Annotated in this window: 27 protein-coding genes and 12 tRNA genes; 3 read left to right on the forward strand and 36 right to left on the reverse strand. The window is 38.8% G+C overall.

Translation table 11 applies throughout. The features are described from left to right. Window positions 1–288: 288 nt before the first annotated feature. From L2716_RS16510 to L2716_RS16570, 13 genes are all read right to left on the reverse strand, one after another. Window positions 289–365: transfer RNA gene (locus L2716_RS16510), tRNA-Ile, on the reverse strand. Window positions 366–374: 9 nt separating this feature from the next. Continuing rightward, window positions 375–448 (reverse strand) — tRNA-Gly (locus L2716_RS16515). Between the two features lie 12 nt (window positions 449–460). Then, window positions 461–537, reverse strand: a tRNA-Pro gene (locus L2716_RS16520). 4 nt (window positions 538–541) lie between these two features. After that, window positions 542–618 (reverse strand) — tRNA-Arg (locus L2716_RS16525). Between the two features lie 32 nt (window positions 619–650). Next, window positions 651–736 (reverse strand) — tRNA-Leu (locus tag L2716_RS16530). A gap of 70 nt (window positions 737–806) precedes the next feature. Beyond that, window positions 807–892: transfer RNA gene (locus tag L2716_RS16535), tRNA-Leu, on the reverse strand. Between the two features lie 6 nt (window positions 893–898). Continuing rightward, window positions 899–974, reverse strand: a tRNA-Lys gene (locus tag L2716_RS16540). A gap of 6 nt (window positions 975–980) precedes the next feature. After that, a tRNA-Gln gene (locus L2716_RS16545) sits at window positions 981–1,055 on the reverse strand. 33 nt (window positions 1,056–1,088) lie between these two features. After that, a tRNA-Asp gene (locus L2716_RS16550) sits at window positions 1,089–1,164 on the reverse strand. A 29-nt stretch (window positions 1,165–1,193) separates the two neighbouring features. Further along, window positions 1,194–1,268: transfer RNA gene (locus L2716_RS16555), tRNA-Glu, on the reverse strand. 18 nt (window positions 1,269–1,286) lie between these two features. After that, a tRNA-Ser gene (locus L2716_RS16560) sits at window positions 1,287–1,377 on the reverse strand. A gap of 1 nt (window position 1,378) precedes the next feature. Further along, window positions 1,379–1,453: transfer RNA gene (locus L2716_RS16565), tRNA-Asn, on the reverse strand. A gap of 170 nt (window positions 1,454–1,623) precedes the next feature. Next, complete coding sequence (locus L2716_RS16570) at window positions 1,624–2,073, reverse strand: SprT family protein (RefSeq protein WP_236338112.1); 450 nt, start codon at window positions 2,071–2,073, stop codon at window positions 1,624–1,626. Window positions 2,074–2,215: 142 nt separating this feature from the next. On the opposite strand from L2716_RS16570, the gene cmpA reads away from it, so the two are divergent. Then, window positions 2,216–2,329: a cortex morphogenetic protein CmpA gene (cmpA, locus tag L2716_RS16575; RefSeq protein WP_221569009.1), complete on the forward strand. Its 114-nt coding sequence runs from the start codon at window positions 2,216–2,218 to the stop codon at window positions 2,327–2,329. 23 nt (window positions 2,330–2,352) lie between these two features. On the opposite strand, the gene L2716_RS16580 is transcribed toward cmpA, so the two are convergent. The 14 genes from L2716_RS16580 to acpS all read right to left on the reverse strand — a co-directional run bounded on the left by L2716_RS16580 (window position 2,353) and on the right by acpS (window position 13,996). Next, complete coding sequence (locus tag L2716_RS16580; protein WP_236338113.1) at window positions 2,353–4,515, reverse strand: Tex family protein; 2,163 nt, start codon at window positions 4,513–4,515, stop codon at window positions 2,353–2,355. A 671-nt stretch (window positions 4,516–5,186) separates the two neighbouring features. Further along, window positions 5,187–5,792: a PP2C family serine/threonine-protein phosphatase gene (locus L2716_RS16585; protein WP_236338114.1), complete on the reverse strand. Its 606-nt coding sequence runs from the start codon at window positions 5,790–5,792 to the stop codon at window positions 5,187–5,189. Next, window positions 5,785–6,579 carry an RNA polymerase sigma factor SigB gene (sigB, locus tag L2716_RS16590; RefSeq protein ID WP_236338115.1) on the reverse strand — a complete coding sequence of 265 codons (795 nt, stop codon included), beginning with the start codon at window positions 6,577–6,579 and terminating at the stop codon, window positions 5,785–5,787. The genes L2716_RS16585 and sigB overlap by 8 nt, the downstream gene beginning before the upstream one ends. After that, entirely contained in the window at window positions 6,545–7,018 is a 474-nt protein-coding gene (gene rsbW, locus L2716_RS16595; protein WP_236338116.1) for an anti-sigma B factor RsbW, read from the reverse strand. Before rsbW ends, sigB begins: the two co-directional genes overlap by 35 nt. Further along, entirely contained in the window at window positions 7,015–7,350 is a 336-nt protein-coding gene (locus tag L2716_RS16600; RefSeq protein WP_236338117.1) for an STAS domain-containing protein, read from the reverse strand. Before L2716_RS16600 ends, rsbW begins: the two co-directional genes overlap by 4 nt. A gap of 60 nt (window positions 7,351–7,410) precedes the next feature. Continuing rightward, on the reverse strand, window positions 7,411–8,424 hold the full coding sequence (locus L2716_RS16605; RefSeq protein ID WP_329610146.1) for a PP2C family protein-serine/threonine phosphatase: 1,014 nt from the start codon (window positions 8,422–8,424) through the stop codon (window positions 7,411–7,413). Between the two features lie 11 nt (window positions 8,425–8,435). Then, window positions 8,436–8,837 carry an anti-sigma regulatory factor gene (locus L2716_RS16610; RefSeq protein WP_236338118.1) on the reverse strand — a complete coding sequence of 134 codons (402 nt, stop codon included), beginning with the start codon at window positions 8,835–8,837 and terminating at the stop codon, window positions 8,436–8,438. A 2-nt stretch (window positions 8,838–8,839) separates the two neighbouring features. Next, window positions 8,840–9,196 carry an STAS domain-containing protein gene (locus tag L2716_RS16615; protein ID WP_236338119.1) on the reverse strand — a complete coding sequence of 119 codons (357 nt, stop codon included), beginning with the start codon at window positions 9,194–9,196 and terminating at the stop codon, window positions 8,840–8,842. A gap of 11 nt (window positions 9,197–9,207) precedes the next feature. Beyond that, window positions 9,208–10,032 (reverse strand): STAS domain-containing protein, encoded by an 825-nt coding sequence (locus tag L2716_RS16620; RefSeq protein ID WP_236338120.1) that lies wholly within the window; start codon window positions 10,030–10,032, stop codon window positions 9,208–9,210. A gap of 158 nt (window positions 10,033–10,190) precedes the next feature. Beyond that, window positions 10,191–10,541: a type II toxin-antitoxin system PemK/MazF family toxin gene (locus L2716_RS16625; protein ID WP_221569017.1), complete on the reverse strand. Its 351-nt coding sequence runs from the start codon at window positions 10,539–10,541 to the stop codon at window positions 10,191–10,193. A 4-nt stretch (window positions 10,542–10,545) separates the two neighbouring features. Then, window positions 10,546–10,815 carry a CopG family ribbon-helix-helix protein gene (locus tag L2716_RS16630; protein ID WP_236338328.1) on the reverse strand — a complete coding sequence of 90 codons (270 nt, stop codon included), beginning with the start codon at window positions 10,813–10,815 and terminating at the stop codon, window positions 10,546–10,548. Window positions 10,816–10,958: 143 nt separating this feature from the next. Continuing rightward, entirely contained in the window at window positions 10,959–12,113 is a 1,155-nt protein-coding gene (gene alr / locus L2716_RS16635; protein WP_236338121.1) for an alanine racemase, read from the reverse strand. A 250-nt stretch (window positions 12,114–12,363) separates the two neighbouring features. Continuing rightward, entirely contained in the window at window positions 12,364–13,371 is a 1,008-nt protein-coding gene (locus L2716_RS16640) for a LolA family protein (RefSeq protein WP_236338122.1), read from the reverse strand. A 265-nt stretch (window positions 13,372–13,636) separates the two neighbouring features. Further along, the gene (gene acpS, locus L2716_RS16645; protein WP_236338123.1) at window positions 13,637–13,996 is read right to left on the reverse strand and encodes a holo-ACP synthase; all 360 of its coding nucleotides are present in this window, start codon (window positions 13,994–13,996) and stop codon (window positions 13,637–13,639) included. A gap of 111 nt (window positions 13,997–14,107) precedes the next feature. Here acpS and L2716_RS16650 point away from each other — a divergent pair, with 111 nt between their 5' ends. Then, window positions 14,108–14,695 carry a rhomboid family intramembrane serine protease gene (locus L2716_RS16650; RefSeq protein WP_236338124.1) on the forward strand — a complete coding sequence of 196 codons (588 nt, stop codon included), beginning with the start codon at window positions 14,108–14,110 and terminating at the stop codon, window positions 14,693–14,695. A 64-nt stretch (window positions 14,696–14,759) separates the two neighbouring features. Here the strand turns inward: L2716_RS16650 and L2716_RS16655 are convergent, their stop codons facing one another. From L2716_RS16655 to L2716_RS16695, 9 genes are all read right to left on the reverse strand, one after another. Beyond that, window positions 14,760–15,521 (reverse strand): STAS domain-containing protein, encoded by a 762-nt coding sequence (locus L2716_RS16655; protein WP_236338125.1) that lies wholly within the window; start codon window positions 15,519–15,521, stop codon window positions 14,760–14,762. Next, a complete protein-coding gene (locus L2716_RS16660; RefSeq protein ID WP_236338126.1) occupies window positions 15,472–16,167 on the reverse strand; it encodes a cobalamin B12-binding domain-containing protein in 696 nt (231 codons plus the stop codon). The genes L2716_RS16655 and L2716_RS16660 overlap by 50 nt, the downstream gene beginning before the upstream one ends. Before the next feature lie 16 nt (window positions 16,168–16,183). After that, window positions 16,184–16,546 (reverse strand): hypothetical protein, encoded by a 363-nt coding sequence (locus L2716_RS16665; protein WP_236338127.1) that lies wholly within the window; start codon window positions 16,544–16,546, stop codon window positions 16,184–16,186. Continuing rightward, a complete protein-coding gene (locus L2716_RS16670; RefSeq protein WP_236338128.1) occupies window positions 16,543–16,848 on the reverse strand; it encodes an antibiotic biosynthesis monooxygenase family protein in 306 nt (101 codons plus the stop codon). Before L2716_RS16670 ends, L2716_RS16665 begins: the two co-directional genes overlap by 4 nt. Window positions 16,849–16,979: 131 nt before the next feature. Then, entirely contained in the window at window positions 16,980–18,404 is a 1,425-nt protein-coding gene (locus tag L2716_RS16675; RefSeq protein WP_236338129.1) for a PH domain-containing protein, read from the reverse strand. After that, a complete protein-coding gene (locus L2716_RS16680; protein WP_236338130.1) occupies window positions 18,397–18,876 on the reverse strand; it encodes a PH domain-containing protein in 480 nt (159 codons plus the stop codon). The genes L2716_RS16675 and L2716_RS16680 overlap by 8 nt, the downstream gene beginning before the upstream one ends. 172 nt (window positions 18,877–19,048) lie before the next feature. After that, window positions 19,049–20,278 (reverse strand): D-alanyl-D-alanine carboxypeptidase family protein, encoded by a 1,230-nt coding sequence (locus L2716_RS16685; protein WP_236338131.1) that lies wholly within the window; start codon window positions 20,276–20,278, stop codon window positions 19,049–19,051. A 121-nt stretch (window positions 20,279–20,399) separates the two neighbouring features. Beyond that, a complete protein-coding gene (locus L2716_RS16690; protein ID WP_408005348.1) occupies window positions 20,400–20,792 on the reverse strand; it encodes an NUDIX hydrolase in 393 nt (130 codons plus the stop codon). A 158-nt stretch (window positions 20,793–20,950) separates the two neighbouring features. Beyond that, a complete protein-coding gene (locus L2716_RS16695) occupies window positions 20,951–21,754 on the reverse strand; it encodes a hypothetical protein (protein ID WP_236338133.1) in 804 nt (267 codons plus the stop codon). A gap of 239 nt (window positions 21,755–21,993) precedes the next feature. On the opposite strand from L2716_RS16695, the gene L2716_RS16700 reads away from it, so the two are divergent. After that, window positions 21,994–23,250: a helix-turn-helix domain-containing protein gene (locus tag L2716_RS16700; protein ID WP_236338134.1), complete on the forward strand. Its 1,257-nt coding sequence runs from the start codon at window positions 21,994–21,996 to the stop codon at window positions 23,248–23,250. The last annotated feature ends 3 nt before the right edge of the window (window positions 23,251–23,253 follow it).

Here is a 23,253-nt window from a genome sequence, read left to right on the forward strand (position 1 = left end):
TTGACTTGCTCATAATTTTAAATCGAAATTGATTCAGGGTTCTTTATAAAAAGACCCGTGTTTCACGCTTGGCTTTTGTTCAGTTTTCAAAGAGCTGATCGTCCGATTCGACTGCAAATGCTGTCGTTTATCGGCGTGTTTGTTTGTCGTTTTTTGCGACTTAATTAATGTATCATTTTCGCAAATACAATGTCAATAACTTTTTTGAATGAATTATTGGATTGTTTTAATCGATGATAAAGAGAATCAAATTGATAGAGAAACTCAATATTCCAAAGGAGTTGTTAATGGTGGGCCTAAGTGGACTCGAACCACCGACCTCACGCTTATCAGGCGTGCGCTCTAACCAGCTGAGCTATAGGCCCATTTTTGAATGGAGCGGGTGATGAGAATCGAACTCACGACCAGAGCTTGGAAGGCTCTTGTTTTACCACTAAACTACACCCGCATTAAATTGTGATGGTCGGGAAGACAGGATTTGAACCTGCGACCCCCTGGTCCCAAACCAGGTGCTCTACCAAGCTGAGCCACTTCCCGTAAATGGCGCGCCCGAGAGGAGTCGAACCCCTAACCTTCTGATCCGTAGTCAGACACTCTATCCAATTGAGCTACGGGCGCAAAACATATAATGTAGATATGAAATTAATTTATGGTGCGGTCGAGAGGACTCGAACCTCCACGGGTATACACCCACTAGCCCCTCAAGCTAGCGCGTCTGCCATTCCGCCACGACCGCTAAATTGTTGATGTTTAAAACTAGTGATGCACTTTATTGTAAATCCGCATTGCACCATTTAAATAAATAATGGTGCGGGTGGAGGGACTTGAACCCCCACGTCGCAAGGACACTAGATCCTAAGTCTAGCGCGTCTGCCAATTCCGCCACACCCGCAAAAAGTGGTGAGCCATGAAGGACTCGAACCTTCGACCCTCTGATTAAAAGTCAGATGCTCTACCGACTGAGCTAATGGCTCGTTAAATGGCTGGGCTAGCTGGATTCGAACCAACGCATGACGGAATCAAAATCCGTTGCCTTACCGCTTGGCTATAGCCCAATGATTTAACTTACATTTTAAATTGAATATTAATGGCGGACCCGACCGGATTTGAACCGGCGATCTCCTGCGTGACAGGCAGGCATGTTAACCCCTACACCACGGGTCCAGCTATAAAATCGTTTTGAATCATTTAAATGGTGACCCCTACGGGATTCGAACCCGTGTTACCGCCGTGAAAGGGCGGTGTCTTAACCACTTGACCAAGGGGCCGTTTATTAAAAGTTTGAATGGCGGAGAAGGAGGGATTTGAACCCTCGCGCCGCTTACACGACCTACACCCTTAGCAGGGGCGCCCCTTCAGCCACTTGGGTACTTCTCCATGGCTCCACAGGCAGGACTCGAACCTGCGACCGATCGGTTAACAGCCGATAGCTCTACCACTGAGCTACTGTGGAATAACGTGTAATTCGTTTTTTGGCGACAATAAGTATCTTACAACAGATGAAAAGCGAAGTCAATAGCTTTTTTTATGTTTTAAAATCTTTTTGTTAAGCCTTGTCGAATGAGCGCTTGTCTCCATTAGCGACTTAATAAAAGTAACATAACCCATAATCTTAGTCAATATCTATTTAAGAATTAATTTACCACTACATTTACCACAAGCATACTTATTCGTATCTACTCTGCGTTTTCTCCGATACTCTATACCACAAGCCTTGCAACGGTATAAGTATTTAATGGATTCCTGCCTACGTTGACCAGGGATGATCTGGCAGTATCTACTCCCGCCAACCGCTTCTAATAGTTGCTTAAAATCTTGATCCCGATGACGATATCCTCTATTTAAGATATGTAGATGATAATGGCACAGCTCGTGCTTAATAATTTTTTTGAACTCCTCTATCCCATGAACCTCTAACTGTTTTGGATTGAATTCTAGGTCATGACTTTTTAGGAGATATCGACCACCTGTTGTTTTAAGGCGCTGGTTAAATCGTGCGTTATGGGTAAATGACCGATTAAACGACTGTAATGATATTTCTTCTACTAGTTGTTGCAGCTCGCTTTGCTCCATGCTCTTCCACCCTTTGAGATCTTCATCTCTTTTATTTTGCCAAAATTCCTTCGAAAAGAAAAGTAAAGAATCGTCACGAACATAGGCAAGCCGTCTCACATAGACTAATAACCACCAGTAGCATAGTGAGGAGGGGCTTATCATGCCTTACTGGTTTAAAAAGCAGTTAAGGAATGCTTATTTCAATAAAGACCGTTATCAAATCAAATTACTTAACCAATGTTGGTTTTTCTACAGAAAAAAACACTGCTCTTAGTAAGCAGTGCTTTTTAATGGGTTTTAATGATTAACCATCGTTAATGCAATTCTTTGTTTCTTCACATCTACTTGGTCCACCCAAACGGTAACAACCTCCCCGACATGGACGACATCCATCGGGTGTTTAACGAATCGGTTACTCAGTTTTGAAATATGGACAAGACCGTCTTGTTTAACGCCGATATCAACGAACGCACCGAAATCAACAACGTTCCTAACCGTCCCTTCAAGCTCCATACCCTCTTCTAAATCTTCCATTTTGAGTACATCTGTCTTCAATAACGGCTTTGCAATTTCATCACGAGGGTCTCGAGACGGCTTAACAAGCGCATCAATAATATCTTTTAAAGTTAATTCTCCAATGTCCAACTTGCTCGCATATTCAGCTACATCAAGTGATTGTAATTTTGCTTTGATTTCTTCAGATCCAATATCTTTTGTCGTTGCACCTAATAGTTCGAGTAGCTTCTTCGTGTCGTTATATGTTTCTGGGTGAATAGGTGTCTGATCTAAAGGGTTTTTCCCTTCCATAATGCGAAGAAACCCGATACACTGCTCATACGTTTTCGCACCTAGTCTAGGAATTTTCTTAAGCTGCGCACGACTTGTAAACTTTCCTTCTTCTTCCCTTTGCTTGACAACATTATTTGCAACTGTTTTTGATAGCCCTGCAACATATTGCAGCAAGGATGAGGAGGCGGTATTTACATTCACCCCAACTTGGTTTACTACTGTCTCTACAACGAATGTTAAAGAATCATTCAATTGCTTCTGAGCAACATCATGTTGATATTGACCGACACCAATTGATTTTGGATCGATTTTTACGAGCTCCGCTAATGGATCTTGGAGTCTTCGCGCGATTGAAACCGCACTTCTCTCTTCCACTTTCATATCGGGAAATTCTTGTCTCGCAACATCAGATGCTGAGTAAACACTTGCTCCAGCCTCATTTACAATGATGTAGGCTAAAGATCGGTTCTGCTCTTTAATTAAGTCTGCCACAAACTGCTCGGTTTCCCTCGAACCTGTACCGTTACCGATTGCGATAATTTCTACGCCATGTTTTTCAATTAGCTTTTGTAAGATTTCTTTAGATTTCTCAATGTCCGATCGAGGGGGTGTCGGATACATAACGTTGATATCGAGTGTTTTCCCCGTATCGTCAACGACTGCAATTTTACAACCTGTTCGGTAGCCCGGATCAATTCCTAGTGCAATCTTACCTTTCAATGGTGGTTGAAGTAATAAGTGCCTCAGATTTTCAGAGAAAATTCGTATCGCTTGTGCATCTGCTTGTTCGGTTAACTCATTTCGAATATCTCGTTCTATGGAAGGCGCAACTAAACGCTTATATCCGTCTAGAATGGCTCGTTCAATGTACATTTTCGAAGAAGAGTCAGCCACTACATACTTTTCATTCAGCCTTCGAATAATTTTATCCGAGGGAGCGCTAATTGATACTCTTAGGATGCCTTCCTTTTCTCCACGGTTAACCGCTAATGTACGATGTGGAACGATTTTCTTGATAGGTTCTTGATAATCGTAGTACATCTCAAATGTCTTTTCGTCTTCTTCATCCACTTTCTTGGATTTCACTTTCGTTTCCACCATGCCTTCTTGGAAAGTGAGTGTACGAATCCAAGTGCGATTGTCTGAATCATCTGAGACACGCTCAGCGATAATATCTTCTGCCCCTTGTATTGCATCCTCTACCGCAACTACTTCATTTTCATCAGATAAAAATGCACGAGCTTCATTTTCAACATTTAATCCTTTACGTTGTTCCATAATAAGGTCCGCTAAAGGTTCTAATCCTTTTTCTTTCGCAGTGGTCGCACGAGTACGCTTTTTCTGCTTATAGGGGCGATAGAGGTCTTCGACTTGTTGGAGCTTTGTCGCTTTATGTATATCAGACTTCAATTCATCTGTCAGTTTATCCTGTTCTTCAATGAGACGTAACACTTCTTCTTTACGTTTTTCTAAATTGTTTTTATATTCCCACGCCTCGGACACGTCACGAATTTGAACCTCGTCCGCCGCGCCTGTCATTTCTTTTCTATAACGCGCGATAAATGGTACCGTATTCCCTTCAACTAATAAATCAATTATATTCTTTACATACTTAATAGAGAGCTTTGTCTCACTTGCGATCTGTTTAATCAATTCGTTATTAAGCTCCACCTGCGTTCCTCCTCATTACATTAACGATATAGAATCAAGTGTACCAAATAAGTAAAGGTAAAGAAATCTTAGCGATAGCCAAGCATTAGCACAGGCTGAGCTTTAGATGCACTTATACTGGTTTCCTACACTTTTCCTCTACGTCGTTTAATCACCATTGCTGAAAAGTGATCATCAACCACGTATAAAGAAATCTTGGTGAAATCAAGTGAAGCGAAGATTGAACCTTAGATGCACTTATACTGGTTTCCTACACTTTTCTTCTACGTCGTTTAATCACCATTGCTGAAAAGTGATCACCAACCACGTATAAAGAAATCTTAGCGATAGCCAAGCATTAGCGCAGGCTGAGCTTTAGATCCTCGAAAAAGCAGTTGCTTTTTCTTCGTGCGGTGCATCGCTTCCGTTGCTTCCAGCTTGTGCACTTATACTGGTTTCCTACACTTTTCCTCTACGTCGTTTAATCACCATTGCTGAAAAGTGATCACCAACCACGTATAAAGAAATCTTGGTGAAGTCAAGTGAAGCGAAGATTGAACCTTAGATCCTCGAAAAAGCAGTTGCTTTTTCTTCGTGCGGTGCATCACTTCCGTTGCTACCAGCTTGTGCACTTATACTAATTTCACTCACTAACAAAAAAAGAGCTCCCTCATCGTGTGAGAAAACTCTTTCTAAGTTAGCTTACCTATTACACAAGTCATGTCATCTTTCGTTGCAAGGGCTTTTTGTTTCAATAAGCTTGCTGCAATTTTAGGGCTCCTTGCTCTCATAACATTCCTTTTGTCAGGAGAACTTAGCTCTACACCATCTGAATAAGCGACGAACATTGAACCTTCCGGATAATCAACTTGTCTTACTTGAAGCTTTGTCGGCTTCCCTGAAAGGAATCCCGTCTTAGGGATGGCATGAATTAACTTCCCTGATGGTAGGCCAATAATTAAGCGAATATTACCTACCCCACAGTATTCTAATACATTAGATTTGAAGTGCACTTTAAACAGTGTTAAAACGGCTCCTCGAGTGTTTGAAAGTGCTTGATTGCATCTTTGGACTAACATTTCCACATCATCATCGTGATGTTCTTCTACAACTTTAACAGCTTTGGTAGAGGCATCATGAGCCAGCTGCCCACTACCTAGACCATCCGCAACGAGACAAACAAAATAATCATCGGTCTCTTTCGTGAAAAAGCTATCTCCATTACATTGACCTTCGATTTTCGATCGCTGAAATGTGCTTAAATCGATTCTTTGATCAACTGAATGCTCTTCAATCATTTAAAGCCTCCGAAGAATCGACGCGAATCGCATCTTTTAATTTTTCTAACGCTCTACGTTGTAACCTTGAAACATGCATTTGGGAAATATTTAATCTAGTTCCCGTTTCCTTCTGACTTAAATTTTCAAAATACGTACATTGAAGAATTTCTTGTTCTCGTTCAGTTAGTACAGCGAACGCCTTTTGCAGGAGCATCCGTTGGTCAGTCTGTTCGTAACCATTCTCTGTGCTTCCGACAAGATCTAATAACGTGACTGTACTACCTTCTTGATCTGCTTCAATGGAACTATCAACAGATAAGGCTTGATAACTCTTGCCCATCTCCATCGTTTCAAGGACTTCCTCTTCAGAGGATTCAAGGTATTCAGCTATTTCAGCAACCTTCGGCGAACGTTGAAGGTCATTGGTTAATTCCTCAACCGCCCGCTTAATTCGTGGACTTAGCTCTTTTATCCTTCTCGGAACGTGTACGCTCCAAGTTTTATCTCGAATAAATCGCTTAATCTCACCGATGATCGTTGGAACAGCAAATGATTCGAAGCTTCTACCGAATTCAGGGTCGTAACGGCGAAATGCAGCTAGAAGACCAATCATTCCAACCTGGACGAGGTCATCATGAATACTTTTCCCTTTAGAAAATTTTCGAGCAAGAGAGTGAACCAAATCTTTATAGTTCTCAACAAGAATGGTCTGAATCTCCTGATTCTCAGGATCCTCTCTTAATTGTTCTAGTAATTCATAGATGTGTTCTTTATTGTGACGGGGCTTGCTTGTATTGGTCGACACTTTCATCCACCCCATCTCTATTTAGGTATTTCGTCATCATGACTACAACGCCTGCATCTTCGCGAATATTTACTTCATCCATTAGCGTTTCAATTAAGAAAAGTCCCAACCCTCCTTCGTTGATTTGCTCAACAGGTTTGCCATTAACTGGTCCGGTTGTTTCCTTAATTTCATTTACGTCAAAGCTCTTTCCTTTATCCATAACAGTAATTTCAAGTTTATCTTCAAACTTTCCATAGGATAAACGGATTTCGCCATCTTCATCTGAAACATAAGCATGGTTAACTGCATTCGTAATCGCTTCTGAAATCGCAATTTTAATGTCTTCTATTTCATCAAATGTATAGCCCATTCGACTCGCTATGCCAGACACAGTCAAACGCGCTACACCAACAAAGTCAGGTTTGGCTGGGATCACCATTTCAATCATATCACTCATCGCGCCTCCCCCTTTGCTGCTGGCTCAATGTTCATAACTTCAGTTAATCCTGTGATTTCAAACAATCGTTGAACTCTTTCGGTCATACCAGTTAAGATCAGCGTACTGCCGCTTTGTTGAGATGATTTCAATGCTCCAACAAATACACCTAGTCCAGTACTATCCATATAATCTACCCCACTAAGATTGACAATCACTTTATGACCTTCTTTTTGGGTTAGCCCGATTAATGTTTCTTTTAGCTTAGGTGCTGTATACGCATCTACTTCGCCGTTCAGTAGCAATTTATCCGTATTTTGATTCGAGTCTTCTATTTGAATTTGTAAGTTCATTGTTCTTCCCCCTTGGTTATAGGCATGCATTTATATATCCATACCACAATCGCAACGACCTTAAACCGACCTTTTCAAAATGATTAAGGTAAAATCATCCCTTAATTCAAATTCCTGTAATTCCTCAAGGTCAGAATAGACATTGTCAACAATCTCTTGTGGTGATAGATGCATATATGATCGAATGAGCGAGATCACTTCATCTCTAGAAATAAAACCGTTGCTAGTTCGACATTCTGTGACACCATCAGAAAGCAAGACAATCATATCTCCAACTTCTACACTTTTCTCATACTGTGTGTATTTTGTATTTCTTGATACACCTAATACGAGTCCCTTCGCAGTAAACTCTTCAAACTCATTTGTGTTTGCATTGAAATAAAAACCTGGTTCATGACCAGCCCCAGCATAAAAGAAACGATTCTGATCCATATTATAATGACCATAAAACATCGTAATAAACATTGTAGAATCGACATTCTGTTCTACAACTCTATTTAGGTTTTCTAAAACGTAGCTTGGATCATTCTGTTGGTCAGGTAAGCTGTCCATCGCATACTTAATCATGGACATACATAATGCCGCAGGAACACCTTTCCCAATGACATCTGCAACCGCAACACTGATTGATGCTGATCCATCTTGAACAAAGTGATAATAATCTCCACTCATTTTCTTTGCGGCTTTACTAATGACTCCTATTTCCAAACGATCAGTGTTTGGAATATCACCTTGAAGTAAAGTTTGTTGCATACTTGCTGCAACCTCAATTTCAGACTCTAGCGCCATCTGTTTATCTCGTAATATTTGATGTTCCCTATAAGCCATTCCATAACCCATCATTACTTCAATTAAAAAGTCAAAAGAATCCTTGACGTCTTCTGGTATGTCACCATTCAAGGATTCTAAAACCGTATAGTGGATATTAATAACCTCTTCTGGGGAGATATTTTGTTCAATCATCTTTCGGCTGAACTGTTGTGCTTTATATAATGCTTGTTCTGTTCTTCCGCTTAAGTAAGCTGATAAGAATTGTTCATATCGCTCTACTAGGATTCCTTTATCCCCCAACATCATTTATCCTCCTACCGGAGCCATTTTGTAATCGATATTTCAGTCCCTACATCCACTGTAGATTGAATCGCGAACTCATCCATGAGTCGTTTTACGCCTGGCAAACCTGCTCCTAGTCCACCAGATGTTGTATATCCATCTTCCATTACTTTGCGAATATCTTGTATTCCAGGACCTGTATCGTTCGCACTAATGCGTAGCCCTCTTCTATTACCCTCTTCAATTGGTTCTATGCAAACTCTACCATTACCTGCATATAAGTATATGTTTCGGGCTAATTCAGATATTGCTGTCGTAATTCTTGCTTGGTCTACACTTGAAAACCCTAATTCTTTCGCAAGGTCTCTTCCAAGTTGTCTTGCGCTGACAATATCCCATTCATTTCTTACATCTATACAGGATTGGACGGCCATCGTCATCCCTCCAAATCCAGTTGAAGTTTGTCTAAACCTTGTTCAAGGTCTAGAGCTGTAGGCACATCTCGCATATGAATTCCTAAATCAATAAGTGTAATCGCAACTGGAGGTTGTATACCAGTTAATACGACCTTTGCTCCCATCAAATTAGACATTTTAACAACATCGCCTAATACTTTTGCAATAAAAGAATCCACCATATCGACAGATGTCAAATCAATAACGATTCCCTTTGCTCCAGTATCGTGTATTTTCGTTAATAAATCCTCTTGAAATTGTAGCGCAGTCTTATCATCTAACTCTACTTGTATTGAAATTAAAAGATACTCATGTAACTTTAGAATAGGTACTCTCATCCGTAGCCCTCCTAGGATAAGGTTTCAATTTTTTTATTTGTTATTTCTAATGCAGACTCAATCCCCTTAAGTAGCGTACTTCTGGTTGGAAAGTCACTTAGATCAATTCCCAAGTTGACAATTGTTTGTGCGATTTCCGGACGAATCCCAACTAAAATACATTTCGATCCGATTAAACGGACAGCTTCAGCTGCTTGAATGATATGATGAGCAACCATTGTATCTACAACAGGTACTCCTGTAATATCAATCAATACAACCTGAGATCGATTTTCAATGACACCATCTAAAAGGTTTTCCATAATTAATTTTGCTCTTTCGGTATCAATCGTTCCGATTAGAGGCATTACACTAATGTTTTCAAAAACAGGTATTAAAGGTGCAGACAGTTCAAGCAATGCTTTCTTCTGAACCGAAACTGTATTTCTCCAGTTTTGTGTAGAATAAGAAACAATCGCTTCAAAAAGGTTGTCCACAGAACGGTCAAATGCATCAAACGTATCCATTACTTCATCTAAATCTTCCTTGTCATTAATAATTGTTTTAAGACCGATCCGTCTGAAAACTTGTAGACCTTTTGTTACGTAGCTAAGCGGCCAACCAATTTGTACTGTTCTTTCAAAGAAATCTTGAAGATCAGGTCCAACATCACTTCGTTGCTCTACTACATGTTTCATTAAATTATTTATAAACTCAGTATTCGAATTAAGGAATACATCTTTCGTCACATTCGATAGTTCACGTTCTTCTTCTCTGAAGTTTAACATTTTATCTTGCCACGCTTCTTCTATAGAAGAACGATTCTTCTGCATAACTTCATATACACTTGAATTCATCCATATGCCTCCGATCGATATCATACATAAAAATATTATTTCATTATTATCCAAATCTTTCAATGGTTTTGATCTTAGAGCCACAATTTAACAAACAAAAGAAATTTAAACAATAAAAAAAGCCGCCATAATTAGCAGCTTACTTGGAGCAATCAAATCTAGAAATCAATGAGTCCTAAACTTATTTGTAGAGCATCATCGACTTTTTTCATCATTTCGTCATCTAAATGTGTGATTTTGTCTGTCAGTCTCTGTTTATCTATGGTACGAATTTGCTCCAACAATATAACAGAATCACGTTCAAACTTATATTTCTTAGCACTAATTTCAACGTGAGTAGGTAGTTTAGCCTTTTGAATCTGGGCTGTAATGGCCGCGACGATTACAGTAGGACTAAACCGGTTACCGATATCATTTTGTATAATCAATACCGGGCGGATTCCGCCTTGTTCCGACCCTACTACTGGAGAAAGATCTGCAAAGTAAACGTCGCCACGCTTAACTATCAAATCATTACACCCCGCTTACTAAGCGGTCCAAAGTTAGATCAGCTTCCTCCTCAGCAAGAAAGGCTTCTGATGCAATATTTAAGTTGATCTTAGCCATTTCCATATACCCCTGACGCATGGATTCACGGATATGCCGGCTTTCCCGTTCCTGCAGATACATTTCGGTTGCTTGATGAATAAACTCGCTTCTGTTCAAGTTCTCGTTCATAATCGCTCCGTCCACCTTTTTTATCAGTTGCTCCGGTAAGCTTATTACGATTTGCTTTTTGTGCATATCTGACACAAAAATCCACCTCCAGCTAACTGCTTCGCTCTCTGTAAAATCCCTTATTAATAGTACCATTAGACACGATATATTGCAAAGCCATCTTTATATCAGTCATTCGCCAAAATTAGCCTAATTCCTTTAAAAACTTACTAATTATTAAGGATTTGATTCACTGTTTCAATAATTTGGTTGTTTTTTTTGTAGACTCTTGGCACTCTAGAAGAAATTAAGCATGGAACTTCATAGTTAATCGTATCATTTTGCTGGGCAATTTCATCGATCGTAATTTCATCATCTGCCTGCTTCCCAACTAATGTGACTTGTGTTCCAACATCTACTTGGAACGGTAATTTCACGATTAGTTGATCCATACAAATTCTCCCTACAATTTTACAACGATGACCTTGAACAAGGATATGACCTTTTTCTGCATATCGGCGAATCCATCCATCCGCATATCCAATTGGTACAGTACCAACCCATTCTGTTTCATCAGCTTGATATGTTGCACCATAGCTAATGGTGTCCCCTGGGCTTATTTGCTTAACATGGGTCAATTTACTATGGAGAGAGAAAGCCTGTTTAAGAGAGAAAGGAATAACGCTCTTCATTTCCTCCGAAGGCGAAAGGCCGTAAAGCGATATGCCGACCCTTACATAATGCTGCTCATCATCTGGAAACCGAATTGCACCTGCACTATTACCGAAGTGAACCATTTCTACTGAAAGCCCCTCGGCATTAATTAATGACAAGTAGTTTGAGAACCTGTTCTTCTGAAGTTGAACAAGCTCAGAATCTAGTTCATCTGCTGTTGCGAAGTGGGAAAAAGCGCCTTCTAACTTTAAACTCGGATTTTCTTTTATTTTATTAATGATTAGCTTTGCCTCATTTTCATCATTTATACCAAGACGTCCCATTCCAGTGTCAAATTTGACATGAAGATTCAATGGATTCTCTTGGAGAGCGACCTGTTGTAACCACTCATTTTGGAAGATTGTGAGTGAAATACCATTCTTTGAAGCAATCGGCGCATGTTCAGGAGCTACCCATCCTAGAACAAGAATGGGGACCTCGATTCCACTCTGCCTCAAAGCAATTGCCTCATCTAGAAGAGCAACACCCAGATAGTCAACGCCACTTTCAATTAAGTGGTTTGCCACCTGGTAAGCCCCATGTCCATATCCATCTGCTTTAACTATGGCCATGACCTTAGTGCCATCTCGTTGATGATGTTGTATTTTTAGATAATTTTCACTAATATCATCCAGATTCACTTCTATCCATGTATCTCTGAAATAATGCATGAAAACGACTCCTACACAATAAGTTTCTCTCTATTGTACATGAACTCTTTCTCAGTTTCATTATCCTTTATATTGTGTAGGCGTTTCATGCTCGTGATCTATAAAGAAAGTAAGGCTCATCCAAGCCCTGGCATAGATGAGCCTTATATGTCCTTACACGTTATACGTAACTTTTAACTAATCAACAAAGCCTAAGTGTAAAAACAGGCTGAGAAGAATGTTTGTGCCATTCTTCCAGCCTCCGAGTTTTCTATTTACCTTGTGTACTCATCATAGAGGAAGCGATTGCGGCCATATCTTCTTGTGTAAGTTCACTCGATGAAAGGTAATAATCTACCCCATCTACCGACCAGTTCAAAGTTTTCCCACTAAGTACACCCACTGCGAAACCTAAATCAACTAGGTTTCCTTCATGCATCGTAAGCATTTTCATTGCAGGCGCAACGACTGCTTGACGTTGAATGATTGTAAATGGTTTGTCTCCGGCATATGTTAAGATGATCTCATCCCCATCATCATTTGCTAATTGATTCAATAGCGAGGATCCTTCAGGTATGAACTTCGGAAATAATGGAGTTAGCTCTTTCTCTCCTGCCGCCATCGTTGGCACTTCAAGTTGAGCACCTTCCATATTTCTTTCCATATCGAAAGCCCCATCATCAATCTTAGAATTCAGCTTTGTTTTCTTAAACTTCACATCTACTAGAATTTTCATATCTTTATCCATAACCTTGACTTTACTTGGCATCAAGTTAGATTTATCTAGGGTGATTTCTTGTTTGTATAGATTCTTATTTTGATAATTGGTTTTCGTATTGAAAACGTATCCCTTTTCCCCTGCTTTAAAGTTCCGTTCATCATCATTTAAAATGTCGCTTATTAGCGACTCCATTAAATAAACTTGGCTACTGTTCTCCGGCCATTCGCTTTGGAATCGAAAGCTCTTATTTAAGGCAGGAGTTAGCACAAACACACCATCACTGTTTCTCAAAATCATTTGGCTCTGGTCTTTCTCAGCATTCTTTAGGCTCACTTTATAGAAATTTGGTTTCTTATGCCAAATCTCAATATTGTAAGTAATCGGTTGCTCTCCAGTTTGCAACGTCATTGTAGCTTCTGATTTATAACTGGACATTTTCTTCATCGTACCTTCGAGATCAGAAAGTACATCCTTTTGACTCTTCGAACCACATGCCGCCAATACCGTAATCAAAAGTGCAATAACTAGAAGTGAGAGTGCTCTTTTCAAATTATTCATCTCCTTTGCCTCATATAGATGACAAAAGAGGGACGTTTCATATGCTCAGGTTCAGATGGTCTGCGACATTCCCGCCACGGGGTATACCTTCATAGGAATGCTTTTTCGATTCATCTTTATCGTGAATGCAAACATCTTTTTTACCTCTACACCCCCTTGTTTAAAACCTTTGGCGGTTGCATCCACAAGACCAACTGCGCATATGCATCAGCGTTCCCTCTAACCGCACTACAAATATATGAGACAACTTCTAGCAATATGCAGACTAGCTTGACGGGCTTTCGAGGATTACTTGTGCGACTACATACTCTTTGCTATGAGATATCGATACGTGGGCAATGTTTTCGGAGTTTGAACGCAAGGTTGGTTTCCCCATATTATCAGGGACAATTTCGATATCCTGCCAACTTAAGCTTTCTCCTATTCCGGTTCCTGTCGCTTTCGCATATGCTTCTTTTACAGCAAATCGTCCAGCAAGGAATTCAATTCGCCTTCTTTCATTTAAGGATAAAAAGTGTCCCATCTCTTGATCCGTTAAAATTCGTTCTACAAATTTCGGTTGACGTTTATATGTATGTTCAATTCGTTCAATTTCAATGATATCTATACCAATTCCGACGATCATTACAATACAACTCCTATTTAATAAAAGTGAATAAAACCTACATTCAGACTGTCTGATGTGAATATGGTAAAATAAATGGATCAAATCAAATTCGAAAATGAGGGATTCGTCATGTTTGTCCGGACTGAGAATTTTCGTTCTTTCATCCGTCTTTATCCTATTATCACCATAATTATCGCCATTCACATCCTTTTCTTTATTGGCGTGAACTTATCCACAGATTTACTAAGATTAACAGCAGGGTTTAACATATATATTTTAGCAGGTGAATATTGGAGGCTCGTAACACCTATATTCGTGCACGAAGCATTCCCTCACTTCCTGTTCAATTCGTTCTCACTATTCCTTTTCGGACCAGCATTAGAACGTATTCTAGGGAAATATAAATTTATCATTGGTTATATTGGGGCAGGTGTCATTGCAAATATCGCAACGCTCTTTCTACAAGGACCTGGGTATTCACATATCGGTGCTTCAGGATCCATCTTCGGATTATTTGGTCTTTATGTCTACATTATTTATGCTCGTAAAGAACTTATAGATCAACAGAATTCACAACTCGTGATGACAATTCTTGTGCTAAGTCTTGTTATGACATTCGTTACACCAAGAATCAACATTCTCGGTCATTTATTCGGACTTGTTGGGGGCGCAGCTTTAGGACCAATCCTTTTAATGTCCCGTAAATCACGGTATTAATTGTTCCACCGTATAAAAGAAGGGGCCCGATTATCCATTGCGGTGGATACATTGGGTCCCTTTCTTACACTTTCTGATATAAATCTTTAATTGCATCTTTTAAAGTAGATACAAATTTCAGTGGATATTGAGTATCTAGATGGTTCAGCACTACCGCTTGTTTAGGTGTAATTCCAATAATAATCGCTTCGATTTGTCCCATGTACCAAAGTGTTTTAAACAATCCCTGTAATTCATCAACCCCTTCTTGGGTTACTTCTCCCACACCTGTGAAATCAAAATATAAACGTTCTTGATTTTTCTCATGGGCAATACGCAAAATCTTTTCTGCAATATAATGCATTTTTTCATCGGTTAGCTCACCAAAGAGTGGTACGAGAGCGACTTTTTCTGTTAAAGAAATAATAGGACCTGAGAGTTCATTAATTTTTTGCATCGCATACTCTAATTCATTCTTTTTCTCCAGCAGCTCATAGTTTGTATTTTCTAATCTAGAGTGCAGGCGGTCAACTTGCTTGAACAACTGATTGCTTTGATCGTCTTTGTTGATACAAACAATTTCACAAGTATGATCCATATTCCATGAAAGGTGAACTTCAAATAGCGAGAAGGGGTTCGTTGTCGTTTGCATTACAAGCTCAAATTGAGATGTACCACTTTTGATACGCAAGTATTTCGTAGCCTTCGTCATACTGTCGCCGTCTACAAGCTCAAGAAAACCCGCTACCAAAGGAAAGAGCTCGTCTGCCACTTTAGAACGTGCTAAAATCTTATAATCATGATTGATTTGAAAGTATGGAACTGGAATGTTGGTTACGTGTGACATTAGAATTCCCCTCACTACTTACTTGATCTAACCAGTCTTGAACATCTTTAATATCCTTCATAATCACGGTTTCCTTAGAACAATACGGCCTCAAATCATAAATTCCAGCAAGACGGCCGCCTACTAACATACACGGTTGAATAGAAGTTTGACTCAGTGTATCGATATAGCTTTTCAGTTTAGGTAAATGGTACATGATCGCAACGGAAATACCGATTAAATCCGGCTTCCATTCTTCTGCTTGAGACTGAGCATACTCAAGCGGTAAGTTCGCTCCGAATAACCGAACATCCCATCCATTATATTCAAACAAGCTAGCAATCATTTTCGTTCCTAAATAATGTTGTTCATTCTCTAAGCAGAAAAACATCGCTTTTTTCTCGTTTTTCTTAGTTTGCTTTTTCGTAATATACCTATATTTATATTGGGAAAGAATGAAGTCACAAGTAGCTGTTGCAAGGTGTTCATCAGCAACTGAAATCTCATTGTTTTCCCATAACTCACCTATACGCTGCATGGACCGAGTTAGTAGTTGAAAAACGATGAAAATATTACCTTTGTCGGGCAAATCCTCAATAAGCATTTCGCAACTTGCCTCATCACCCGCAAGTAGGTAATTTGTAAACAAATTAACTTTCCCTTCCATCGTAATTCCCCCACATTTATTTTGATTCAATATTCTCTAACTCTACAAACGCCTGGGCTAATGATTGTTTATAGTGGTTTTTTCTATCTGTACCTATGTCTTGAGTAATGACTTGTTCAATGATTTTGAAGTTATTGTATAAATGCTCGGATGTCATACCGTGCTTTTGAAGAATGCCGTTTAACCAGTGTGCATAGTCTACAAAAAATTGGGTGTTTTGCAGTTCATAAGATGTTTCTAAATGAGCGAAATGATGTTCATTATCTTCACGGCATTTTTTCTTACCCTTTTCACCAAAACGTTCCTCAAGTGAGGGGTACATTTCGTAAAGCCGTTCAATTACTTGATCTATTATTTGAGGGTCAATCACTTTATTCATGTAGCCACAACACTATACATCTGGACTTTTGGTATAATGTCAGCTAGTTCTTTGTCAGGGTATTTCTTTTCAAGTTCGTGAATACGTTTGAAATCATCACTTCGGACCCATTCCAAATAACTTTTCTTATTCGTAAATTTAATTTGCACAGTCAATTCTTCAGGGGATTTATCATTTTGTAATAATTCGAAAGAGTGGAACCCTTCTGCTTGATCTACTTGTCGTGACCGATTTCGATAAATATCAATGACTTCCTCTGTCTTATCAATTGGTACTTTAACTGTAGAGTGGACAATGAACATACAATGACCTCATTTCCTGATTAATATTACTCGTTTCTACACTTATAAGTGTGATCCTTTAAAAACTTTTGTAATTAAAGAAAACTCCAATGATTGGAGCTTTCTTATCCTTACATTAACATTCTCTTTCGTTATTCTCGAGTATACCAGTTAAACACGTCTTTTCCTTCATCCCGGTCAACATCCATAAGTCGAAATGCTTTTCCGACTCCAGCGGACAATATGGATGTCTTTAATGATGTAAGTTGATGCCTTTTCTGAAAGAAGGATTCAGTCACCTCAAAGTCCTGCATACGCCTTTTCTCAGTAATAAGTAATGATCTTGAAAGGCCACGCGATTGTATATAGAAGGCTTTATCGTTCACAAACCATTTGCCATCCTTATATCTAAGAACGCCCCACAATGCCAACGTTGCAATCGGAACGATTAATAATACCCATAAGCTAGACGGTAACCACCAAAGGAGAGGGAGTAAGAGTACGGACGGCAGAACCCCTCTTAAAATATAGCGTTTCATTGATCGTCTTGGTAAAGTGTTCATCTGGTCAGGCAACTGATAACCAGACATGATTTTGTGCAGTTCGCGATTAAGGTGCTTGCGCTTGATAATTGGTAGCAGCATGGCTGACATGCCTGCTTCCGGTCCAGCACCACCTGCACTTTCAACGTGAACTGTTGCATATCCAAACGGTTGTCGTAATACATTCTCCACAATGCGAATTCCCTGGACTCTATGCAACGGAAAAGTTAGTTCTCTTTTCTCAAGCAAGCCTCGTGTGATCACGATTCGGTCATCATATCGCTTCAATTGGAAGTTCGCATATTTCAAGATCACACCCATAAAGGATGCGAACCAAGCAACGAATACAGAAATGAATGCCAATGCCGCAATAATGACCCAGCTGAACCCACTTAACCAATTAAATGCAATTACGTAAAAGTCTTCTGGGATGATGGAATCTAGTTGTGATGCGAAGGTACCAACTAGTGGTAACATCACACCAATTCCCCCTGAAGTTGAAGCGGCAATTAATAGATCCTTCATTGATAACGTGTATGTGTATAAAGGACTTTCAATAGTAGAAGGGGTGGATTCCTCAGGGGACTCTGTCCTCTTATTATCACGCAAAACTTCAGACAATTGATCTGCATCCATTTTACGAATAGCCGCTAAAGATGCTTCAGCTCCCATACCACCACCGGCTGTTTCGATATTAACTTTTACAACTTTAAAAAAACGATGAAAAATGCCTTGCGTATAGTCTATAGACTGAATTCTTTTCTGAGGTATGTATCGTTTCTTTCGCACAAAAACTCCATGCTCAATCTTCAATTCATCCCCTTCTATATGATAAGTGAAGCGGAACCATTGAATGAGTCCATAAACAGCGAGTAAACCAATGAACAAAAACGGAGCAAATTTGACCCAAAACATATCCGTTTCATTTCCTGGACCAATAAAGAAAAAGATAATAAGCGGAATAAACCATTCCTTAAGTAATTTCAAAAAAGATAACCCTGCAGCTAACGGATGTAATCTTGTAGGCTTATACATCTTCTTCTGTCACCCTAGCCATTTGTGAGATGTAATCTCTCACTTGATCCGCCGTTTCATTATCTAAAGCAGGAATTTCATGAACCGTTGCAGCAGTTGAGATGGTTACACTGGACAAATCATAATGACGAAGTAAAGGACCTTGCTTCGTATCTACGTGCTGCACTCTAATCATCGGAATCAGTACTCTCCGAATAATAAACAGTCCGTATTTCAACTCAATTTCATATTCTCTAACTTCATACCGCCAAACACGATAACGGATTTTCGGTACGACTTGAATCATGATGTATGAAACAATAACAGATAGGATGATGGCAATAACAGAAACCCAAAAAGGTACCTCAGTTAATACGACGAGAACAACACTTCCAATTGAAGCAAGTAAAAAGATAAGACTATTGAAAATACCGTTCAATCGCCATACTGTCAAAGCTCTCTTAGCAATTTGATTGGATGGTTCATAACGCATATATCATTGATCCTCTCTGACAGAATAATGTCGATAATATGAATGTATTATAACGTATCCATACATAATTTCCTATAATAGTAAGCTGGCTTCACTTTACAAATTTGAACAAAAAAATAAACAGCCTGCCCCATTCTTATTGCTAAGAAACGAAGCAGTGCTGTTTTGTGATTTATCTTTTGAATTCGTTCATCATTCGTTGAACCCGTAATTTTTTTCGCTTTAATTTAATTCGATACCAATTTACGAGAAGTAATATAAAGAGGAGACAAAAACTCACGAACGTTAGGGTAACCCACAATGTTCCCTGTTCCGTTTCATCCTCTGGCTGCAAATTGCCCATAGCAGCTTGAGTCGGTTGAGAAGTATCGCCTACCTCATCCTGAGCTGTCGCATCTGGCAATATTGGAAAAGTAGCAATTTCTTCATCAAGTTCATTGCTAACGACAAGGTTTCCCTCTTTATCAACAAATGTGTTGAACTTTTCTCCAATAATATTGGTGAAGAACTTATCTTCTTTTAACGTATATTCCTTTCCATCTTCATCAGTAACTACCGTACCCTTTGCCACTTTCTTTGTCTCAAAATGTTCAAAGCCATAGTCTAATAACTCTACCGTGTCTGCATATGCTTGTTCAGATGTGTCACTTTTCATCGTAACTGCAATGTAGCTTGTATCCTCTTTCTTTGCAGCTGTAACAAGAGTATGTTGAGATTCACTTGTGTATCCGTTCTTCACTCCAACTACTCCATCGTATCTCCAAAGGAGTTTATGATGATTCACAAGTGTCGTATCCCAACCCTTACCTTTCCAAGCTAGTTTTTTCGTTTTAACGATGTCCCTGAATGTCTCGTTTTCTAATGAATATTGGGCAATCTTTGCCATATCCGAGGCTGTGGAGTAATGTTCTTTATCATGCAATCCACTCGGATTTACAAAATGGGTATTCTCTAAACCTAAACGCTCTTCTGCGAATGCATTCATTTCTTTAGAAAAATCCTCAACACTACCAGATAAATGTTCAGCAATAGCGATTGCAGCATCATTCCCAGAATTAATCATTAATCCTTGAACAAGTTGTCGAAGAGGCAGCTTTTCTCCTTCAAGCAGATACACTCTCGTCCCTTCAACAGAAGCTGCATTTTCACTAATTGTAACCATTTCATTCATCTTACCTGATTCAATTGCAATAATTGCTGTCACCATCTTCGTAATACTTGCAGGGTACATCCTTCGGTCTGAGTCTTCTTCCGCTATGACTTGACCCGTAGACGCATCCATAAGCATATACGATTCACTAAACAAGTTCTCAGGTTGACCCGATTCAGCATTCGCACTTAACGGTATGAGCCAAAAAAAACCAATGAGTAAAGATGTAAGGATGTAATTCATCTTTTTCATTTGATTAGCCCCTAATTTTTTATAGTTGTATTTATACTATTCGTAAGGTGTTGGTAATTTGACAGGACCGTTCATAAATTACCATTTTCTTTTTATTAGAGGCTTTTCACCACACAACAAACTATTCTAAAGTTACAAAATTGGAGTCACACTTTTCTAGTTCTTCAACTAGGAATGCCAAATCTTCTGGAAACGAGAGGTCTAACTTATGTAATTCACTTGAGGTGATCCACCGAATCTCATGAATGAGTTCATCGGGATCTTGAATGGTTGGTCGTCCGCCCACAATATCCACCTCGTAATAATGAACGATCACCTGAATTCCGTATGATTCACCATGCTTAACGTGCAACCGCCTTTTAATGTCACCTTTATAGCCCGTTTCTTCAAATAATTCTCTTAAGCAACATGCTTCATCAGATTCCCCATCATGCTTCCCTCCAGATGGGATTGTCCACCTCTTCGGTTCATTCGGCTTTCCTTGTAGAACCATCAATACCTTGCCTTCATTCATACATAAAGCAGCAGAGCCTTTCCACATCACCCAACACCCCTCTCTACTACTCCTTTGCCAAAAGTTAGACAATCCCTTGCAGGTTCTGTGAACAATTCATGAAACTAGAACTTAATAAGTATTGAAAAACAGTAAAGAGCAGTCTCTCGACTACTCTTCTAAAAGTTTACAATTCTAAGTGGCATACTTCTTTTTGATACCATTTCTTCACCAGAATTTAAGTTTAATAGAGAATAACGATCGGATCTTCCAGTCTTCACATCAAGCTCTTGTATTAAGATGTCCTCACCATTCTCAAACAAAAACCTCGGACAAATGGATACTCCAAATTTCTTCTCTATGTCGTATTCCTCATCCACCATTAAGATTTGTTTCGGGCTGTTTTCTGATAAAGGATAGGATGAGATAAACAGTCGTTCATTCAACACGAGTAGATCAGAAGGGGCAAAGTGCGTCCCGAGCTCTACAAAATCAACCGATCGACCATTAAGTATATAAAGTCTAGCTGTATCAAGATCCACTACATACGCTGAGACACAAACCGAACCATTATATTCAATTACACCCCAAATGAATCCATCGATTTCCCATTCGTTCAACAGTTTTAAGTTGTCTTTGGAAAATTGATACACATAACCAACTTCACCATTTCCTTCACATGCAATGACAACACTGTTCTCAAATTCATAAATATTTGGGGTACCCTTCACTTTCTTATTCATGATTGTTCCTGTTTGATCATTCGTTGCTACAAGGTCAAATTTCCCTTTTCTGTCAATCGGATAATAATACCAGTTATTGTTACTTCGATCTACTAGAAGCTTTCTTTTGCTGACCTGGGTATTTCTTATCATTTTATGATCTAACGTTTTCGCCGTTATTCCTATTCTTTTTCCATGAGAAGCATAAAACGGGTCTTTCGTTTCGTGGTGGCTGAAAAATAAATTGTTCATTTTTCCCATTATGATATCCTCCCATTCATGTCATAATTATAACAAGAACATTCTTACTACAAACAATGTTGCAATCTTCCCAATATAGTGAAAAACTAGTTTGAAAGGCTAACTGAGATTTCCTTTTTGTGTTATATTAATTTTATCAAAGGAACATACGGTCCTGTATTGGGAAAAATGGTAGTTTTGATAGACAATATTTGATGGTTTTTCGGGTCGATTTTCCCAAGTTAGGGAGGGGGGATATTTTGATAGGACAGAGAATAAGATATTATAGAAAGACAAAAAGCCTCACTCAAGAAGAGCTAGCAAAAGGAATATGCTCCGTCTCCTACCTAAGTAAAATAGAAAACGGCGACGCAAAATCCAGTGATGACGTCATCCAGCTCTTGTGTGAGAGACTAGGGATCTCTCCGGAAAGTCAGGAATTAGATGTTAATTTTATTGGATTGTTAAATGAATGGAACTACTATCTAACTTTAAGAAAAAGTAAAGAAGCTAAAGAAATATACTTAAAAATAGAAGATCAAATACCTTTTATTGAGGATCCCAATATCATATTAAGATATAAATTGTTCCTTACTCGACAGTATCTCACTGAAAAAAAAGCAGAAGATGCATATAATCTATTAAAAGATTTAAAGAAATATAAAGATATTGATTTTGATTCCTCATTAAAGTTTTATCATTATTTTATTTTGGGACTGTACAACTATATCACTTACGATTACAGGGAATCTATTGATTACTTCTATAAAGCTGAGCCATACTTAGTTCAAACCCCTTTAACTGAAGTTGAAATTGCAACATTTTATTATAATATTGCGCTCACTCTTACTCACTTAACCCATAATACTTCAGTTATTAGCTATGCTAACAAAGCTCTCAATATTTTCGATAAAGATTATCACTTCACCAGAAGTTCTGATTGCCAAATTTTACTAGGTATTGTTAACCGGCGTATTAAAAACTATTCCCAGTCAGAGTATCACTTCTCCCAAGCACTTAAATTTGCAGAGTCCTTTAATGATAGTAAAGGGTTATCTGTTATATACCATAATTTGGGATATGTACATTCAAGTAAGGGTGATGGCAAAAAGGCTATAGAATTCTATCATAAATCAATAAAAATTAAAGAAAAAATAAAAGATCAAAGTATACACATAACATACTATCTTATTGCCCAAGAGTATTTTAATTTAGGAGAACCCACCTCCTCTTCTATGTGGCTTGAAAAAACGTTCAATAATCTAGAAAAGAACCCTGACAAAGAATATTTAATCCATTATAAAGTATTAAAATATCGACTAGATAATGATCACGGAAAGGAATATGAGCAATTTATAAAAAAAGAAGCTATTCCTTTTTTTCAAGAACAAAATATATTAGAACGTGTTTGTGAATATGCCACATTGCTGGCAGAATACTATTTTAATAACTCACAATATAAAAGCTCGAGTGAGTATTATAAATTAGCATTAGAAGCAAGCCAACAATATTTTTAAAGG

Origin of the sequence: Pseudalkalibacillus berkeleyi (assembly GCF_021608225.1) — a bacterium.
Lineage (GTDB): Bacteria > Bacillota > Bacilli > Bacillales > Fictibacillaceae > Pseudalkalibacillus > Pseudalkalibacillus berkeleyi.

Coding starts and splice junctions, on each gene's coding strand:
- L2716_RS16570 (WP_236338112.1), bottom strand. CDS start 2,073: ATGGAGCAAAGCGAGCTGCAACAACTAGTAGAAGAAATATCATTACAG.
- cmpA (WP_221569009.1), top strand. CDS start 2,216: ATGCCTTACTGGTTTAAAAAGCAGTTAAGGAATGCTTATTTCAATAAA.
- L2716_RS16585 (WP_236338114.1), bottom strand. CDS start 5,792: ATGATTGAAGAGCATTCAGTTGATCAAAGAATCGATTTAAGCACATTT.
- rsbW (WP_236338116.1), bottom strand. CDS start 7,018: ATGAGTGATATGATTGAAATGGTGATCCCAGCCAAACCTGACTTTGTT.
- L2716_RS16600 (WP_236338117.1), bottom strand. CDS start 7,350: ATGAACTTACAAATTCAAATAGAAGACTCGAATCAAAATACGGATAAA.
- L2716_RS16605 (WP_329610146.1), bottom strand. CDS start 8,424: ATGTTGGGGGATAAAGGAATCCTAGTAGAGCGATATGAACAATTCTTA.
- L2716_RS16610 (WP_236338118.1), bottom strand. CDS start 8,837: ATGGCCGTCCAATCCTGTATAGATGTAAGAAATGAATGGGATATTGTC.
- L2716_RS16615 (WP_236338119.1), bottom strand. CDS start 9,196: ATGAGAGTACCTATTCTAAAGTTACATGAGTATCTTTTAATTTCAATA.
- L2716_RS16620 (WP_236338120.1), bottom strand. CDS start 10,032: ATGAATTCAAGTGTATATGAAGTTATGCAGAAGAATCGTTCTTCTATA.
- L2716_RS16630 (WP_236338328.1), bottom strand. CDS start 10,815: ATGCACAAAAAGCAAATCGTAATAAGCTTACCGGAGCAACTGATAAAA.
- alr (WP_236338121.1), bottom strand. CDS start 12,113: ATGCATTATTTCAGAGATACATGGATAGAAGTGAATCTGGATGATATT.
- L2716_RS16640 (WP_236338122.1), bottom strand. CDS start 13,371: ATGAATAATTTGAAAAGAGCACTCTCACTTCTAGTTATTGCACTTTTG.
- acpS (WP_236338123.1), bottom strand. CDS start 13,996: ATGATCGTCGGAATTGGTATAGATATCATTGAAATTGAACGAATTGAA.
- L2716_RS16650 (WP_236338124.1), top strand. CDS start 14,108: ATGTTTGTCCGGACTGAGAATTTTCGTTCTTTCATCCGTCTTTATCCT.
- L2716_RS16655 (WP_236338125.1), bottom strand. CDS start 15,521: ATGTCACACGTAACCAACATTCCAGTTCCATACTTTCAAATCAATCAT.
- L2716_RS16660 (WP_236338126.1), bottom strand. CDS start 16,167: ATGGAAGGGAAAGTTAATTTGTTTACAAATTACCTACTTGCGGGTGAT.
- L2716_RS16665 (WP_236338127.1), bottom strand. CDS start 16,546: ATGAATAAAGTGATTGACCCTCAAATAATAGATCAAGTAATTGAACGG.
- L2716_RS16670 (WP_236338128.1), bottom strand. CDS start 16,848: ATGTTCATTGTCCACTCTACAGTTAAAGTACCAATTGATAAGACAGAG.
- L2716_RS16675 (WP_236338129.1), bottom strand. CDS start 18,404: ATGTATAAGCCTACAAGATTACATCCGTTAGCTGCAGGGTTATCTTTT.
- L2716_RS16680 (WP_236338130.1), bottom strand. CDS start 18,876: ATGCGTTATGAACCATCCAATCAAATTGCTAAGAGAGCTTTGACAGTA.
- L2716_RS16685 (WP_236338131.1), bottom strand. CDS start 20,278: ATGAAAAAGATGAATTACATCCTTACATCTTTACTCATTGGTTTTTTT.
- L2716_RS16690 (WP_408005348.1), bottom strand. CDS start 20,792: ATGAATGAAGGCAAGGTATTGATGGTTCTACAAGGAAAGCCGAATGAA.
- L2716_RS16695 (WP_236338133.1), bottom strand. CDS start 21,754: ATGGGAAAAATGAACAATTTATTTTTCAGCCACCACGAAACGAAAGAC.